General features: G+C 47.2%; 18 protein-coding genes. 14 read left to right on the top strand and 4 right to left on the bottom strand.

Annotation, left to right across the window (positions count from 1 at the left end; all coding sequences use genetic code 11):
* Nucleotides 1-90 precede the first annotated feature (90 nt).
* The 13 genes from dksA (at nt 91) to panC (ending at nt 12750) form a co-directional block, all read left to right on the top strand.
* Nucleotides 91-546, top strand: coding sequence for an RNA polymerase-binding protein DksA (dksA, locus tag ACJHX4_RS10665; RefSeq protein ID WP_001155227.1), 456 nt, complete (start codon nt 91-93; stop codon nt 544-546).
* Nucleotides 547-612: 66 nt separating this feature from the next.
* The gene (gene gluQRS, locus ACJHX4_RS10670) at nt 613-1509 is read left to right on the top strand and encodes a tRNA glutamyl-Q(34) synthetase GluQRS (RefSeq protein WP_032140777.1); all 897 of its coding nucleotides are present in this window, start codon (nt 613-615) and stop codon (nt 1507-1509) included.
* 59 nt (nt 1510-1568) lie between these two features.
* On the top strand, nt 1569-2966 hold the full coding sequence (pcnB, locus tag ACJHX4_RS10675; RefSeq protein ID WP_203401281.1) for a polynucleotide adenylyltransferase PcnB: 1398 nt from the start codon (nt 1569-1571) through the stop codon (nt 2964-2966).
* Nucleotides 2963-3442 carry a 2-amino-4-hydroxy-6-hydroxymethyldihydropteridine diphosphokinase gene (gene folK / locus ACJHX4_RS10680; RefSeq protein ID WP_000215152.1) on the top strand — a complete coding sequence of 160 codons (480 nt, stop codon included), beginning with the start codon at nt 2963-2965 and terminating at the stop codon, nt 3440-3442. Before pcnB ends, folK begins: the two co-directional genes overlap by 4 nt.
* A 347-nt stretch (nt 3443-3789) precedes the next feature.
* A complete protein-coding gene (locus ACJHX4_RS10685) occupies nt 3790-4374 on the top strand; it encodes a fimbrial protein (protein WP_000038431.1) in 585 nt (194 codons plus the stop codon).
* A gap of 96 nt (nt 4375-4470) precedes the next feature.
* The gene (locus tag ACJHX4_RS10690; protein WP_000465941.1) at nt 4471-5211 is read left to right on the top strand and encodes a fimbrial chaperone; all 741 of its coding nucleotides are present in this window, start codon (nt 4471-4473) and stop codon (nt 5209-5211) included.
* Between the two features lie 34 nt (nt 5212-5245).
* A complete protein-coding gene (htrE, locus tag ACJHX4_RS10695; protein ID WP_000153158.1) occupies nt 5246-7846 on the top strand; it encodes a Yad fimbria usher protein HtrE in 2601 nt (866 codons plus the stop codon).
* A 16-nt stretch (nt 7847-7862) separates the two neighbouring features.
* Nucleotides 7863-8435 (top strand): fimbrial protein, encoded by a 573-nt coding sequence (locus ACJHX4_RS10700; RefSeq protein WP_000598298.1) that lies wholly within the window; start codon nt 7863-7865, stop codon nt 8433-8435.
* A 14-nt stretch (nt 8436-8449) separates the two neighbouring features.
* Complete coding sequence (gene yadL / locus ACJHX4_RS10705; protein ID WP_000143210.1) at nt 8450-9052, top strand: fimbrial-like protein YadL; 603 nt, start codon at nt 8450-8452, stop codon at nt 9050-9052.
* Nucleotides 9053-9078: 26 nt separating this feature from the next.
* Nucleotides 9079-9675, top strand: a complete 597-nt coding sequence (locus ACJHX4_RS10710) for a fimbrial-like protein (protein ID WP_000553751.1) — start codon at nt 9079-9081, stop codon at nt 9673-9675.
* A gap of 51 nt (nt 9676-9726) precedes the next feature.
* Nucleotides 9727-10980 (top strand): fimbrial-like adhesin, encoded by a 1254-nt coding sequence (locus tag ACJHX4_RS10715; RefSeq protein WP_000846606.1) that lies wholly within the window; start codon nt 9727-9729, stop codon nt 10978-10980.
* Nucleotides 10981-11092: 112 nt separating this feature from the next.
* Nucleotides 11093-11887 carry a 3-methyl-2-oxobutanoate hydroxymethyltransferase gene (panB, locus tag ACJHX4_RS10720; RefSeq protein WP_000805472.1) on the top strand — a complete coding sequence of 265 codons (795 nt, stop codon included), beginning with the start codon at nt 11093-11095 and terminating at the stop codon, nt 11885-11887.
* Between the two features lie 11 nt (nt 11888-11898).
* On the top strand, nt 11899-12750 hold the full coding sequence (gene panC / locus ACJHX4_RS10725; protein ID WP_000905361.1) for a pantoate--beta-alanine ligase: 852 nt from the start codon (nt 11899-11901) through the stop codon (nt 12748-12750).
* Nucleotides 12751-12831: 81 nt separating this feature from the next.
* Here the strand turns inward: panC and ACJHX4_RS10730 are convergent, their stop codons facing one another.
* Nucleotides 12832-13029, bottom strand: coding sequence for a hypothetical protein (locus ACJHX4_RS10730; RefSeq protein ID WP_000404123.1), 198 nt, complete (start codon nt 13027-13029; stop codon nt 12832-12834).
* A 68-nt stretch (nt 13030-13097) separates the two neighbouring features.
* A complete protein-coding gene (locus ACJHX4_RS10735; RefSeq protein WP_000339933.1) occupies nt 13098-14018 on the bottom strand; it encodes an Rpn family recombination-promoting nuclease/putative transposase in 921 nt (306 codons plus the stop codon).
* A 273-nt stretch (nt 14019-14291) separates the two neighbouring features.
* On the opposite strand from ACJHX4_RS10735, the gene panD reads away from it, so the two are divergent.
* Nucleotides 14292-14672, top strand: a complete 381-nt coding sequence (gene panD / locus ACJHX4_RS10740; RefSeq protein ID WP_000621515.1) for an aspartate 1-decarboxylase — start codon at nt 14292-14294, stop codon at nt 14670-14672.
* Between the two features lie 3 nt (nt 14673-14675).
* Here the strand turns inward: panD and ACJHX4_RS10745 are convergent, their stop codons facing one another.
* Nucleotides 14676-15905, bottom strand: a complete 1230-nt coding sequence (locus ACJHX4_RS10745) for a polysaccharide deacetylase family protein (RefSeq protein WP_000277941.1) — start codon at nt 15903-15905, stop codon at nt 14676-14678.
* Nucleotides 15906-15968: 63 nt separating this feature from the next.
* Nucleotides 15969-16409 carry a PTS sugar transporter subunit IIA gene (locus tag ACJHX4_RS10750; RefSeq protein ID WP_000901994.1) on the bottom strand — a complete coding sequence of 147 codons (441 nt, stop codon included), beginning with the start codon at nt 16407-16409 and terminating at the stop codon, nt 15969-15971.
* Nucleotides 16410-16466 lie beyond the last annotated feature (57 nt).

Genomic DNA, 16466 nt, shown 5'->3' on the forward strand with positions numbered 1-16466 from the left:
ATTGCTATCCGGAAAAGCATCTGCTATTTATAGCGGCCTCATTTTTCCCCCGAACATGGGGATCGATAGTGCGTGTTAAGGAGAAGCAACATGCAAGAAGGGCAAAACCGTAAAACATCGTCCCTGAGTATTCTCGCCATCGCTGGGGTGGAACCATATCAGGAGAAGCCGGGCGAAGAGTATATGAATGAAGCCCAGCTGGCGCACTTCCGTCGTATTCTGGAAGCATGGCGTAATCAACTCAGGGATGAAGTCGATCGCACCGTTACACATATGCAGGATGAAGCAGCCAACTTCCCGGACCCGGTAGACCGTGCAGCCCAGGAAGAAGAGTTCAGCCTCGAACTGCGTAACCGCGATCGCGAGCGTAAGCTGATCAAAAAGATCGAGAAGACGCTGAAAAAAGTGGAAGACGAAGATTTCGGCTACTGCGAATCCTGCGGTGTTGAAATTGGTATTCGCCGTCTGGAAGCGCGCCCGACAGCCGATCTATGCATCGACTGCAAGACGCTGGCTGAAATTCGCGAAAAACAGATGGCTGGCTAATTACAGCCGTTCCATCATGTTTACCACAGGCGGGAAATGCTCCCGCCTTATTTTTTGTTCAAAGAGATGACAGACACACACTATATTGGTCGCTTCGCCCCCTCTCCTTCCGGCGAGCTTCATTTTGGTTCTCTGATTGCTGCGCTTGGCAGCTATTTGCAGGCTCGCGCCCGGCAAGGTCGCTGGCTGGTACGCATTGAAGATATCGACCCGCCTCGTGAAGTTCCCGGTGCCGCAGAGACTATCCTGCGCCAGCTGGAACATTACGGCCTACACTGGGACGGCGACGTTCTCTGGCAATCGCAACGTCACCACGCCTATCGCGAAGCACTCGCCTGGTTACATGAGCAAGGACTAAGTTATTACTGCACCTGCACGCGTGCGCGTATTCAAAACATTGGCGGTATTTACGACGGTCATTGCCGGGATTTGCATCATGGACCAGACAACGCCGCAGTACGTATCCGCCAGCAGCATCCAGTCACCCAGTTTACTGACCTGCTGCGAGGCATTATTCACGCCGACGAAAAACTGGCACGGGAAGATTTTATTATTCATCGCCGTGATGGTTTGTTTGCCTATAACCTGGCGGTGGTGGTGGATGATCACTTCCAGGGCGTGAGCGAAATTGTCCGCGGGGCAGATTTGATCGAACCGACTGTGCGGCAAATCTCGCTGTACCAGCTTTTTGGCTGGAAAGTGCCAGATTACATCCATTTACCGCTGGCGCTTAATCCACAAGGCGCTAAACTTTCCAAGCAGAATCATGCGCCTGCGTTGCCGAAAGGCGATCCGCGCCCGGTGTTAATCGCGGCACTTCATTTTCTGGGTCAGCAGGTAGAAACACACTGGCAGGATTTCAGCGTCGAGCAAATCCTTCAGTCAGCCGTCAAAAACTGGCGGCTCACCGCAGTGCCTGAGTCGGCAATTGTAAATTCAACATTCTCAAATGCGTCATGCTGAGCTATGATTAGCCGCTATTTTTTTGTCCTGAATGATGTTTGACACTACCGAGGTGTACTATTTTTACCCGAGTCGCTAATTTTTGCCGCAAGGTGCTAAGCCGCGAGGAAAGCGAGGCTGAACAGGCAGTCGCCCGTCCACAGGTGACGGTGATCCCGCGTGAGCAGCATGCTATTTCCCGCAAAGATATCAGTGAAAATGCCCTGAAGGTAATGTACAGGCTCAATAAAGCGGGATACGAAGCCTGGCTGGTTGGCGGCGGCGTGCGCGACCTGTTACTTGGCAAAAAGCCGAAAGATTTTGACGTAACCACTAACGCCACGCCTGAACAGGTACGTAAACTGTTCCGTAACTGCCGTCTGGTGGGTCGCCGTTTCCGTCTGGCTCATGTGATGTTTGGCCCGGAGATTATCGAAGTTGCGACCTTCCGTGGACATCACGAAGGTAACGTCAGCGACCGCACGACCTCCCAACGCGGGCAAAACGGTATGTTGCTGCGCGACAACATTTTCGGCTCCATCGAAGAAGACGCCCAGCGCCGCGATTTCACTATCAACAGCCTGTATTACAGCGTGGCAGATTTTACCGTCCGTGATTACGTTGGCGGCATGAAGGATCTGAAAGACGGCGTTATCCGTCTGATTGGTAACCCGGAAACGCGCTACCGTGAAGATCCGGTACGTATGCTCCGCGCGGTTCGTTTTGCCGCCAAATTGGGCATGCGCATCAGCCCGGAAACCGCCGAGCCGATCCCACGCCTGGCAACCTTACTGAACGATATCCCACCGGCACGTCTGTTTGAAGAATCGCTGAAACTGTTGCAAGCGGGCTACGGTTACGAAACCTATAAGCTGCTGTGTGAATATCATCTGTTCCAGCCGCTGTTCCCGACCATTACCCGCTACTTCACGGAAAATGGCGACAGCCCGATGGAACGCATTATTGAGCAGGTACTGAAGAATACCGATACGCGTATCCATAACGATATGCGCGTGAACCCGGCGTTCCTGTTTGCCGCCATGTTCTGGTACCCATTGCTGGAGACGGCACAGAAAATTGCTCAGGAGAGCGGCCTGACCTATCACGACGCTTTCGCACTGGCGATGAACGACGTGCTGGACGAAGCCTGCCGTTCACTGGCGATCCCGAAACGTCTGACTACGCTAACTCGCGATATCTGGCAGTTGCAGTTGCGTATGTCCCGTCGTCAGGGTAAACGCGCATGGAAACTGCTGGAGCATCCTAAGTTCCGTGCGGCATACGACCTGTTGGCCTTACGAGCCGAAGTTGAGCGTAACGCTGAACTGCAACGTCTGGTGAAATGGTGGGGTGAGTTCCAGGTTTCCGCGCCGCCAGACCAAAAAGGGATGCTTAACGAACTGGATGAAGAACCGTCACCGCGTCGTCGTACTCGTCGTCCACGCAAACGCGCACCGCGTCGTGAGGGTACTACATGACAGTGGCGTATATTGCCATAGGCAGCAATCTGGCCTCTCCGCTGGAGCAGGTCAATGCTGCCCTGAAAGCATTAGGCGATATTCCAGAAAGCCGCATTCTTGCCGTTTCTTCGTTTTACCGCACCCCACCTCTGGGGCCGCAAGATCAACCCGATTACTTAAATGCCGCCGTCGCGCTGAAAACCACTCTTGCCCCTGAAGAGCTACTCAATCACACACAGCGTATCGAATTGCAGCAAGGTCGCGTCCGTAAAGCTGAACGCTGGGGACCGCGCACGCTGGATCTCGACATCATGCTGTTTGGTAATGAAGTAATAAATACCGAACGTCTGACCGTTCCGCACTACGATATGAAAAATCGTGGCTTTATGCTGTGGCCACTGTTTGAAATTGCGCCGGAGCTGGTCTTTCCTGATGGAACGATATTAGAAAACTTATTAAGAAAAAATAAATTTCATGAATTAAATAAATGGTAATGTAACAGTAACGTGAATATAAATAAATTCCGAAAAATAACCTCACCCTATTGAAATTAATACACCCTCTCAGTTACAATCATAATTAATATTATTTTTTCGCCCCCCCACCCCATCTCACATACAATACTTTTCCCGCTGTGTATATTAACTTTTGCTTAAAAATGAATTAAGTGGATATTTAAATTTAAATGTGTACATTATTCTACTTAGTGATGAACAGATGTTAAATTCAGTAAATCTTCACATTCATCATTAACAAACTAATCTCTTTTCCTCTATCGGGAATCCCTGCCTGAAAGGGCCCAATTGTAGTTAAACTCATGGAATATGATTCAAGGATTTTTATGTCTAAAAAATTAGGTTTTGCGCTCTCTGGTCTTATGCTGGCAATGGTTGCAGGTAGTGCTTCTGCAGATATGGACGGTGGTCAGTTAAATATCAGTGGTCTGGTTGTTGATAATACCTGTGAAACCCGCGTAGACGGCGGTAATAAAGATGGCCTGATCCTGCTGCAAACTGCAACCGTTGGAGAAATCTCTGAGGGTGTGCTGGACACTACCGTTGGTGCTAAGGCTAAACCATTCAGCATTACTGTTGACTGTAGTAAAGCTAATCCGGCACCAGGCAGCACAGCAAAAATGACTTTTGGTTCAGTCTTCTTTGGTAACAGTAAAGGAACCCTGAATAATGACATGTCAATTAATACTCCATCTGACGGTGTTAATATTGCTCTGCACAATATTGAAGGTTCTACTATTAAGCAGGTTAAAATCAACAATCCTGGCGATATCTATTCCAAAGCACTGGATGCAACTTCCAAATCCGCAACTTATGATTTTAAAGCGTCTTATGTTCGTGCAGATGCAAGTCTGGCAGCCACAGCAGGTTATGTAAAAACTAACACTGCATATACCGTTACTTATCAGTAATCACTTCCATTCATATTCATAAATTGAATACATACAGGGAATAATATTGATACTCCATACTATTTCCTGTTTTTTTAACTCTACCAGGAATGGTTTATGTTTTTCAACACTAAATATACAGCAGCATTATGCTTCGCAACCTGTGTAGCTTTTAGCTCGTCAGCTATAGCAGATATCGTAATTTCCGGTACACGCGTAATCTATAAAAGCGACCAAAAAAGTGTCAACATTCGCCTGGAAAATAAAGGCAATAACCCATTACTTGTTCAGAGTTGGCTGGATACTGGTGATGACAATGCTGAGCCTGGCAGTATTACCGTCCCCTTTACTGCGACTCCGCCCGTATCACGCATTGATGCAAAACGCGGCCAAACCATCAAACTGATGTACACCGCCAGCAGCGTCCTGCCAAAAGACAGAGAAAGTGTGTTCTGGTTTAACGTACTAGAAGTTCCTCCAAAACCAGATGCCGCAACAGTTGCAAATCAAAGCCTGCTGCAATTGGCATTTCGCACACGTATAAAACTGTTCTATCGCCCGGAAGCATTGAAGGGGAATCCCTCAGAAGCACCATTAGCCCTGAAATGGTCCTGGTCAGGTTCCGAGGGTAAAGCAGCATTACGAGTGGCCAATCCAACCCCTTACTACGTCTCTTTTAGCAGTGGTGATTTAGAAGCCAGCGGTAAACGCTTTCCGATTGATGTGAAAATGATTGCACCATTCAGTGATGAAGTCATGAAAGTCACTGGCCTTAATGGCAAAGCAAATTCTGCAAAAGTGCATTTTTACGCCATTAATGATTTTGGTGGTGCCATTGAAGGTAATGCCAGTCTGTAATCAGGCAAGGATATAATTCCGCAGGAAGCATAACGTGACTATAAAACCAACTAAAAATTATCACAATCATCTGACCCGTATCGCCACGTTTTGCGCGCTGCTGTATTGCAATGGTGCTTTCTGTGCTGAACTTGTTGAATATGACCATACCTTCCTGATGGGGCAGAATGCCTCAAATATTGATCTCAGCCGGTATAGTGAAGGTAACCCCGCTATACCGGGTGTGTACGACGTTAGTGTTTATGTCAACGATCAACCTGTTATTAACCAAAGCATTACATTTGTCGCAATTGAAGGAAAAAAGAACGCACAAGCCTGTATCACACTTAAAAATTTATTGCAGTTCCATATTAATTCTCCCGATATAAACAGCGAAAAAGCCGTTCTGCTTGCCCGGGATGAAGCTCTCGGCAATTGCCTCAATTTGACGGAAATTATCCCTCAGGCTTCCGTTCGTTATGACGTTAACGATCAACGTCTGGATATAGACGTTCCTCAGGCCTGGGTAATGAAAAATTACCAAAACTATGTTGATCCATCGTTATGGGAAAATGGCATTAATGCAGCCATGTTGTCATACAACCTCAACGGATATCATAGTGAAACCCCTGGTCGAAAAAATGACAGCATTTATGCTGCTTTTAACGGTGGGATGAATTTGGGTGCATGGCGGCTGCGTGCCTCAGGCAACTACAACTGGATGACCGATTCTGGCGGTAATTATGATTTTAAGAATCGGTATATACAGCGTGATATCGCCTCACTACGCTCTCAATTCATTATTGGTGAGTCTTATACGACGGGCGAAACCTTTGATTCCGTCAGTATCCGAGGCATTCGCTTATACAGTGACAGCCGCATGTTGCCTCCGACATTAGCCAGCTTTGCGCCTATCATTCATGGCGTTGCCAATACCAACGCCAAAGTCACTATTACGCAAGGTGGCTATAAGATTTATGAAACGACGGTGCCGCCAGGCGCTTTCGTCATTGATGATCTGAGTCCATCAGGGTACGGCAGTGATCTTATTGTTACCATCGAAGAATCCGATGGCTCAAAGCGGACATTCTCGCAACCTTTTTCATCGGTCGTTCAAATGTTACGCCCTGGCGTTGGACGTTGGGATATTAGCGGCGGCCAGGTCTTAAAAGATGATATTCAGGATGAGCCTAATTTATTTCAGGCCAGCTACTACTACGGTCTGAATAACTATCTGACGGGTTATACCGGTATTCAGATTACCGATAATAACTATACCGCTGGTTTGTTAGGTCTTGGTCTGAATACTTCGGTCGGTGCATTTTCTTTCGATGTGACTCACTCCAATGTTCGTATACCGGATGATAAAACATACCAGGGGCAAAGTTATCGTGTTTCCTGGAACAAGTTATTCGAAGAAACAAGTACTTCACTGAATATCGCGGCCTATCGCTATTCGACACAGAATTATCTTGGTCTTAATGATGCACTAACTCTGATTGATGAAGTGAAACATCCAGAACAAGATCTTGAACCGAAATCCATGCGTAATTACTCGCGCATGAAAAATCAGGTTACAGTCAGTATTAACCAACCGTTGAAATTTGAAAAAAAAGATTACGGTTCTTTTTATCTTTCTGGTAGTTGGTCCGATTACTGGGCTTCCGGACAAAATCGTAGCAATTACTCCATTGGCTACAGTAACAGTGCATCCTGGGGCAGCTACAGCATCAGTGCACAGCGTTCATGGAATGAGGACGGCGACGCTGATGATAGCGTTTATCTCAGTTTCACCATTCCTATTGAAAAATTACTTGGCACTGAACAACGTACTTCAGGTTTCCAGAGTATCGATACTCAAATGAGCAGTGACTTTAAGGGTAATAACCAACTCAACGTCAGTAGCAGTGGCTATAGCGATAACGCTCGCGTCAGTTATAGCGTGAATACTGGCTATACGATGAATAAAGCCAGCAAAGATTTGAGTTATGTTGGGGGTTATGCCAGCTATGAATCACCGTGGGGAACTCTGGCAGGTTCAGTTTCTGCAAACAGCGATAACAGTCGTCAAGTTTCTCTCAGCACCGACGGTGGTTTTGTATTGCATAGTGGCGGCCTGACCTTCAGTAATGACAGTTTTAGCGACTCCGATACACTGGCGGTAGTTCAGGCTCCAGGTGCTCAAGGAGCGCGAATAAATTATGGCAACAGTACTATCGATCGATGGGGTTATGGTGTCACCAGCGCTCTTTCTCCTTATCATGAAAACCGTATCGCGCTGGATATCAACGATCTTGAGAACGATGTTGAATTAAAAAGTACCAGTGCTGTAGCTGTGCCTCGTCAGGGTTCTGTCGTTTTTGCTGATTTTGAAACCGTGCAAGGGCAATCAGCCATTATGAACATCACACGTAGTGATGGCAAAAATATTCCATTTGCTGCAGATATTTATGATGACCAAGGCAATGTCATTGGTAATGTTGGACAGGGTGGACAGGCTTTTGTTCGTGGTATTGAACAGCAAGGAAATATCAACATTAAATGGCTCGAAGAAAGTAAACCTGTAAGTTGTCTTGCGCATTATCAACAAAGTTCAGAAGCAGAAAAAATAGCGCAATCTATTATTCTGAATGGAATTCGGTGTCAGATTCAGTAACTACAAGGGACGTCAAATGATAAAAACAACGCCACATAAAATAGCGATACTGATGGGAGTATTATTATCACCCTCAGTATTTGCAACGGATATTAATGTTGAGTTTACAGCCACTGTCAAAGCGACAACCTGTAACATCACACTTACTGGTAATAATGTCACGAATGATGGCAATAATAACTACACTTTGAGAATCCCTAAGATGGGCCTGGATAAGATCACGAATAAAACGACAGAATCTCAGGCTGATTTTAAACTGGTTGCCAGTGGGTGCAGCAGTGGCATTAGCTGGATTGATACCACTCTGACCGGAAACGCATTATCAAGCTCATCCAAGCTTATTATACCGCTGTCTGGTGATTTATCTTCGACGACAAGTAATATCGGTATGGGTTTCAAAAAACGGACTACTGATGATGCCACTTTCCTTCAACCTAACAACAGTGCGGACAAGATACGCTGGAGCACAGAAGAAATGCAGCCCGATAAAGGTCTTGAAATGACTGTCGCGCTACGTGAAACCGCAGCAGGGCAAGGCGTGCCGGGGATTTTTCGCGCCCTGGCGACGTTTAATTTCATCTATCAATAAGAAGGATAATTAAGATGACATTTAAAAATTTACGTTATGGATTATCCAGCAGTGTCGTTTTGGCTGCCTCATTGTTCAGCGTACCCTCTTATGCGGCAACTGACAGCATTGGGCTGACCGTGATTACCACCGTAGAAATGGGTACTTGTACCGCTACATTAGTAAATGACTCTGATCAGGACATTTCTGTTGTTGATTTTGGTGATGTATATATTTCTGAAATCAATGCCAAGACCAAAGTAAAAACATTCAAACTCAAATTCAAAGACTGTGCGGGTATCCCCAATAAAAAAGCGCAAATAAAATTAACCAAGCGAGCCACATGCGAGGGGACTGCTAATGACGGTGCAGGGTTCGCAAATGGTTCCACAGCCACAGATAAAGCAAGTGCCGTCGCCGTTGAAGTCTGGAGCACCGAAACTCCGGCAACAGGGAGAGCAACACAATTTAGTTGTGTGACACCAGCATCTCAAGAGGTAACTATTTCCACTGCTGCCAATGCGGTTGTTTATTACCCGATGAGTGCTCGCCTGGTCGTTGAAAAAAATAAAACCGTAAGTAATGTCACTGCAGGTAAATTTTCTGCACCTGCCACATTTACAGTAACCTATAACTAACAGACTGACAGATTCAGGAACTATATATGCATCCCACTCAACGTAAGCTGATGAAGAGAATAATTCTGTTTCTGTCATTACTGTTTCCCATTACCTGTCCAGCGATCGCTGGACAGGATATTGACCTTGTTGCTAATGTAAAAAACAGCACTTGCAAAAGCGGAATCAGTAACCAGGGTAATATTGATCTTGGTGTCGTTGGGGTGGGATATTTTTCAGGTAATGTTACTCCTGAAAGCTATCAACCAGGTGGAAAAGAGTTCACTGTCACTGTCTCAGACTGTGCATTACAGGGAACTGGCGATGTGCTAAATCAGTTACATATTGATTTTAGAGCCCTTAGCGGTGTCATGGCTGCAGGCTCCAGGCAAATATTTGCCAATGAAGTGACAACCGGGGCTAAAAATGTCGGTGTCGTTCTCTTTTCCATTCAGGACCCGGCCAATATATTCAATGTTCTTAGTTCAGCGGGAAATTCTCGTTCAATCTATCCAGTAATGACTTCTGCCCTGAATAATTCGTCATGGAAATTTTATGCCAGAATGCAAAAAATCGATCCCGCGCTGGATGTCATATCTGGCCAGGTGATGAGTCATATATTAGTTGATGTGCACTACGAATAATATATCAAAACAAACGACTGCTATTATGACAGCAGCGAATAGTGGGTAATCATGAAGACATTCTTCAAATACTTTGTTTTTTTAGTACTATCCTGCTCTTGCTTTACAGCGATTAGTAAGGATACAAGTTTTCTTGTTGGTAACAATGCCGGGGTAGGCGATGGTAATTTCAACGGCCCGAGCACTGCGGCTCAGGTCACTTTTAGATATGCATCAACAACCAATAATTTAGTTTTTTATAAACCTACTCAACTTGGCCCGACAGGTGTTAAATTACGCTGGGAACAATTAGATACAGCCAGCGGTGGCGGTTTTCTTTACTGTAATGCCTCTGACAGGGCAAATCCAGATGGACTAATGGATATTGAAAATGCCATGGCTGATTCTGGTAAAACCTATGGTGGACATAAGTTATTTAAAACCTCTGTCCCAGGCTTGTATTACACTCTATTTATTGCAAAACTTTGGTCTGCATATTCAACAAAAACAACTATTAGCGACTCTGGTTTATATATTGGAGATACCACACCACAAAAATTCCAGTGGATCATCACAGACCCTGATCTACAACATATCGGCTGCGATAACGCGATGCGGTACGATAGATTCTGGGCCATCGGCGGTGTTGTACACGATCTTACGATTGAATTTTATACTGATACCGATTTTAACCCTACAACAAACCAGGACGTATCATTGTCCAGTAATTCGACATATCTTTATGCGTTTAAGGCCTACAGTCCCGGTTCTCGTGTTGTTGATCACAGCCATCACCTTTATATCGACTTTGATCTACTCAATGTTAAATTAACTAACCCCACCTGCTTTACTGCTGTACTTACCGGAAAATCAGTAAGTGGTTCGACGGTAAAAATGGGAGAATATGCACCAGGGCAGATTAAAAATGGTGCTACTCCGGTTCCTTTTGATATTTCTCTCCAGAACTGTGTTCGCGTTGGCGATATAGAGACAAAGCTATCTTCAGGGAAGCTGGGTACAGAAAATAAGCAACTCCTGGGTAACACTCTTACTGGAAGCGGCGCAGCAAAAGGCGTTGCGGTATTGATTGAAGGATTAGCAAACAGAAAAAGTGCCCTAATGATACTGAAACCGAATGATTCAACTTCTGTTTATAAAGATAATACGGGTCAGGCTCAGGATCACGATTCAGATGCAATTTACCCAGAAGATCAAGGTATAACATATCCACTTCATTTCCAGGCGACGTTAAAGCAAGACGGAAATATTGCTATCGAACCAGGAGAATTTAAAGCCACCAGTACTTTCCAGGTAACCTATCCCTGATAACATTGTGGCACCGTCTGGTAATGGCGGTGCCACAATAGATAAATCATTGCCCCCACCAATGTGGCTGATAAAATGCCAGACAGCACGACATTACTTATCAGGATACGTTATGAAACCAACCACTATTGCTTCATTGCAAAAATGCAAACAAGAAAAAAAACGTTTCGCGACCATCACTGCTTACGATTATAGCTTCGCAAAACTGTTTGCCGAAGAAGGACTTAACGTCATGCTGGTCGGCGATTCTCTGGGCATGACGGTTCAGGGGCATGACTCCACGCTACCGGTTACCGTTGCTGATATCGCCTACCACACTGCCGCCGTGCGTCGCGGCGCGCCAAACTGCCTTCTGTTAGCAGACCTGCCATTTATGGCGTATGCCACGCCGGAACAAGCCTTTGAAAACGCCGCAACGGTAATGCGTGCCGGAGCCAACATGGTCAAAATTGAAGGCGGTGAGTGGCTGGTAGAAACCGTACAAATGCTGACCGAACGTGCCGTTCCAGTTTGTGGTCATTTAGGCCTAACCCCACAGTCAGTAAATATTTTCGGTGGCTACAAAGTCCAGGGGCGCGGCGATGAAGCGGCCGATCGACTGCTCAGCGATGCATTAGCCTTAGAAGCTGCTGGGGCACAACTGCTGGTACTGGAGTGCGTGCCGGTTGAACTGGCGAAACGCATTACCGAAGCACTGGCGATCCCGGTTATCGGTATTGGCGCAGGCAACGTCACTGACGGGCAAATCCTCGTGATGCACGACGCGTTCGGCATTACCGGCGGTCATATTCCTAAATTCGCCAAAAATTTCCTCGCCGAAACGGGCGACATCCGCGCGGCTGTGCGGCAGTATATGGCTGAAGTGGAGTCCGGCGTTTATCCGGGCGAAGAACACAGTTTCCATTGAGGAGTGACGTTGTGTTAATTATCGAAACCCTGCCGCTGCTGCGTCAGCAAATCCGCCGCCTGCGTATGGAAGGTAAGCGCGTGGCGCTGGTGCCCACCATGGGTAACCTGCACGACGGCCATATGAAGCTGGTCGACGAAGCCAAAGCCCGCGCCGATGTGGTCGTCGTCAGTATTTTCGTTAACCCAATGCAGTTTGACCGCCCGGAAGATCTGGCACGTTATCCACGGACCTTGCAAGAGGACTGCGAAAAGCTGAACAAACGTAAAGTGGATTTAGTTTTCGCGCCTTCGGTAAAAGAGATCTACCCGAACGGTACAGAAACCCACACCTATGTTGATGTTCCTGGTCTTTCCACCATGCTGGAAGGTGCCAGCCGTCCGGGACATTTTCGCGGCGTTTCGACTATTGTCAGCAAGCTGTTCAACCTGGTCCAGCCGGACATCGCTTGCTTCGGCGAAAAGGACTTTCAGCAACTGGCGCTGATCCGCAAAATGGTTGCCGATATGGGCTTTGATATTGAGATTATCGGCGTACCGATTATGCGCGCCAAAGACGGTCTGGCGCTGAGTTCCCGTAACGGTTATCTGACGGCGGAACAACGCAAAATTGCGCCCGGTCTGTACAAGGTTTTAAGTTCGATTGCCGACAAATTGCAGGCTGGCGAACGGGATCTCGATGAAATTATTGCCATTGCCGGGCAAGAACTGAATGAAAAAGGCTTCCGCGCCGATGATATTCAGATTCGTGATGCCGACACATTGCTGGAAGTCTCTGAAAACAGCAAACGCGCAGTGATTCTGGTAGCCGCCTGGCTTGGCGATGCTCGCCTGATCGACAACAAAATGGTCGAACTGGCGTAATGCTTAACTGGCGCTACGGCTGATGGCGCCAGCTATTCATTGCCACGTTATCTGTAAGCGATTATTCATAACGCAGACAACTTAGTTAATCATTTTATCAATCTCAGCAAGAGGTAAATTTGCCATCTCTGCAACGTCTTCCCGAGACATTCCTTTACTCAGAAGACGCAGGGCCAGTCTTACCTTCTGGAGTCCCTCTTTATATCCCTTCTGAAATCCCTTCTCTTCAAACCACTGCGCCAACGTCTGCCTGGTTTCTCTCCGTGTCTTTATTTCCATATGTTCCCTTAATTATCTGGTCAGTTAACAATAACAATTATCTGGCTATAACTGATAATGCAGATAACTTAGCTAATCAGCTTATCAACCTCAGCAAGAGGTAAATTTGCCATCTCTGCAACGTCTTCCCGAGACATCCCTTTACTCAGAAAACGCAGGGCGAATTCCTGTCTTACTTCCTGTCTAACCTCTTGTATTACCTCCTGTCTTACCTCCTGTCTTACCTCCTGCCTTCCCCTCTCTTCAAACCACTGCGCCAGCGTCATCATAGACTCCCCTCCCGTTTCCCTGTCTCGCAACACACCATAAAACAAATCCGCTTGTTCAGTATGACCGCGTTGCAGCATATAGTTTTGCATGGCAACTAACTGACTTCCACTAGTGTACCCTTCGTCAATCAGCGTGACCAGTTGCTCCAGCAATAACATTAAGTCGCGCTGGCGAATATGCTTTTGCAGTAGTTCGAGAATCGCAATCCGCCGGTGCTGCATGATTTCGTCATCCGGCGTGATGGTGATATCCACCAGCGGGAAAGGGTTGTTGTAAACGCGTCGCGCCAGCTCCGGCGAGTAAAACATATCAAACCAGCACATTGAGAGCGGATAAGGTGTGGCCTCGCCCTGATAAAACAGAATCGGCACCACCAGCGGCAGCTTATCGTGATCCGCCTCCAGATGCCGGTGCATGGCGGCAATGGCATAGCGCATCATGCGAAAGGTCATTTTCTTATCCGGCTTGCTTTGGTGTTCAATCACAACATGCAGATAACCCGTACTACCCTGCATCTGTACGGAATAGAGCACGTCAGTGCTGTGCCCTTTCAGGCTTTCTTCAATAAAACTCCCCGACTCAAGATGCAGCGTGTCGAGGTCACACAGTTCGCGTAGCTCCGCTGGCAAATGGATATCCAGAAAGTCGCGAGCCGTTTCCGCATGCATTAAAAATTGTTTAAACACCGCATCATGCGGTGTGGTACTCGGTGCATCCATCTCCCCTGCCTTCCGTGTTGTCTTGCGTGAAGGCAGTATCCAGTCAAGGTGTGCCGTCGTCAGCCGCCTCTTTAGTGTTTACCGAGCAGCGTTCAGATAAATTTCAATTGGTTACAGGCGTTACATGGCACGCTTCGGCACGGTACGCAAACTGCTGATGCAAATGCCGTCAGATGAGTAGACACTAAACAAAAATCGGGCAATACTGCGTGAGAATTTCCTCAAAGCAGGCATCGCCTGCTTCGTTAACGACAGGGTAGAAAGGTAGAAGTTATGATTCGCACGATGCTGCAGGGCAAACTCCACCGCGTGAAAGTGACTCATGCGGACCTGCACTATGAAGGTTCTTGCGCCATTGATCAGGATTTTCTTGACGCAGCCGGTATTCTCGAAAACGAAGCCATTGATATCTGGAATGTTACCAACGGCAAGCGTTTCTCCACCTATGCCATCGCGGCAGAACGCGGTTCGAGAATTATTTCTGTCAACGGTGCGGCGGCCCACTGCGCCAGCGTCGGCGATATTGTCATCATCGCCAGCTTCGTTACCATGCCAGATGAAGAAGCTCGCACCTGGCGACCCAACGTCGCCTATTTTGAAGGCGACAACGAAATGAAACGTACCGCGAAAGCGATTCCGGTACAGGTTGCCTGATTGTTATCCCTGCGGCTGGTTACTCACCAGCCGCGACATCGTCTCCAGCGAATCTGTTCTTAAGATATAAAGTCGTTTTAGTAACAACGGATTATCCCCCGGTTTTACTTTGCCTTTCATGGTCGTCACAGCCAGGTGAAATCCGGCTTCTTTTGCTGCCTTCACGGCTTTGTCATTAAATCCGCCAAATGGATAAGAAAGATACAAAACATGTGGATTAAATTGCGCCAGAGCGCGGCGTGAACGTGCAAAATCAAACAGAATATTGTGCTCACTACGGCTCAGCAATATAGGCCGCCGATAACCATCTATCCGATGCAAAAAATGAGTATGTGACTGGAAATCAAATACATCGCGAATTTCGTTAAGTTCAGAAACGCTCATAAATTGCAGCGATTTTGGGTTCCATTTCTGCGGGTGACGTTTGATGCGCGAGGTAACAATAAACGCCGTCGCCTTCATGCCATATTGTTTCAACACAGGATACGCATAGCGGCTCACCGACTTGAGGCCATCATCAAAGGTAATCACCACCGCTCGCGCAGGGAGATTGATCTTATTCTTCACGTAACCTTCCAGCTGCGCCATGCTCAGTGTCGCGTATCCCCTGTCGCGCAGCCAGGCCATCTGGTTATTGAAAGCGCGTACCGAGGTGGTCGTCGAAGTATGGCGAAAACGGGTGTTTTCTTCATCGCGCAAAATATGGTGATAGGTTAGCACCGGCAGGCCATTATCGGGTTGGGCATCCAGCGCGCTGATATAGGCCAGTCGATCGCCAATACGGATCTGATACCAGGTTTGATTTAACCTGTCTTTCAGTTTATGCAAAATCGGGTAGCGCAAATTGTCCGCCAGTACTCCAAATGGCGCACTGCCCACACTCGGCGCGTTATAGACCTGCGTATCTTTCCAGGTAACTAAGTTCTGATTACTCAGCGGCTTGTTGAGGTCACCCAAACCGTCTTCAACTTTTTGTCGCCCCTGAACCGGCTCGAGATGCCCTTTATCGATAAACCCTTTGCCAAGGCCAAAATTAAATACGTAATAACTTGCGGCAGTGGGCTCCACGGCAATGATTTGTCCGGCCCGAATATTCCCCACCGTCACCATCTTGTCACCAATTTGCGCCCAGACCGCGGCATTTTCGATGGTTTGCATATAACGGGCAGGTAACGCGGCACTGACACTTGCGGTAAACAGCATCAGCAGGAGAATAACAGCTTGTTTGTACATGAAAAAATAACCGAGGGTGAAACAACGCTTTTATTGTAGCAAAAGCGTCATCAGAATCGCGGGTTAATACTCATACAAATTATGTTTGAGGACGAAAGGCGGATTTTTTTGTTGCTGGTGCCAAAGACTACTCACCTCCGGCGCACCCAGTTCGACAATACGCTCGCGAAACGCTGAACTGGTCATGGTTTCACGGCAAGCCATCATCTGTTCAATTAACGGTAACGTGACACCAGAAATCACTTCGCAACGGGAGTGTTTGTGGCTTAATAATGAAGCCACGCGGTACGGTGGCGCTCCGGCTATATCGGTTAAGAAAATAACGCCTTCACCAGAGTCCGTTTCATGCAAGGCATCGCACATCATGCGGCTGAGCATATTAGAGCTTAATCCGCGCCAGAAATTCACGGCCCGGCACTGAAGAAGTGCCCCATGTTTTTTCTCCAGCGCATCCAGTATCTCTTGCGCCCGGTCATCGTGACAGGTAATTACCCAACCTAACATCGCCTTCCTCCTTAGCCGAAAATCAGTCTACCCTGACCATTGTTGATAAAGGGTGAT

The organism is Escherichia sp. WS2035 (genome assembly GCF_046487065.1).
Lineage (GTDB): Bacteria > Pseudomonadota > Gammaproteobacteria > Enterobacterales > Enterobacteriaceae > Escherichia > Escherichia coli.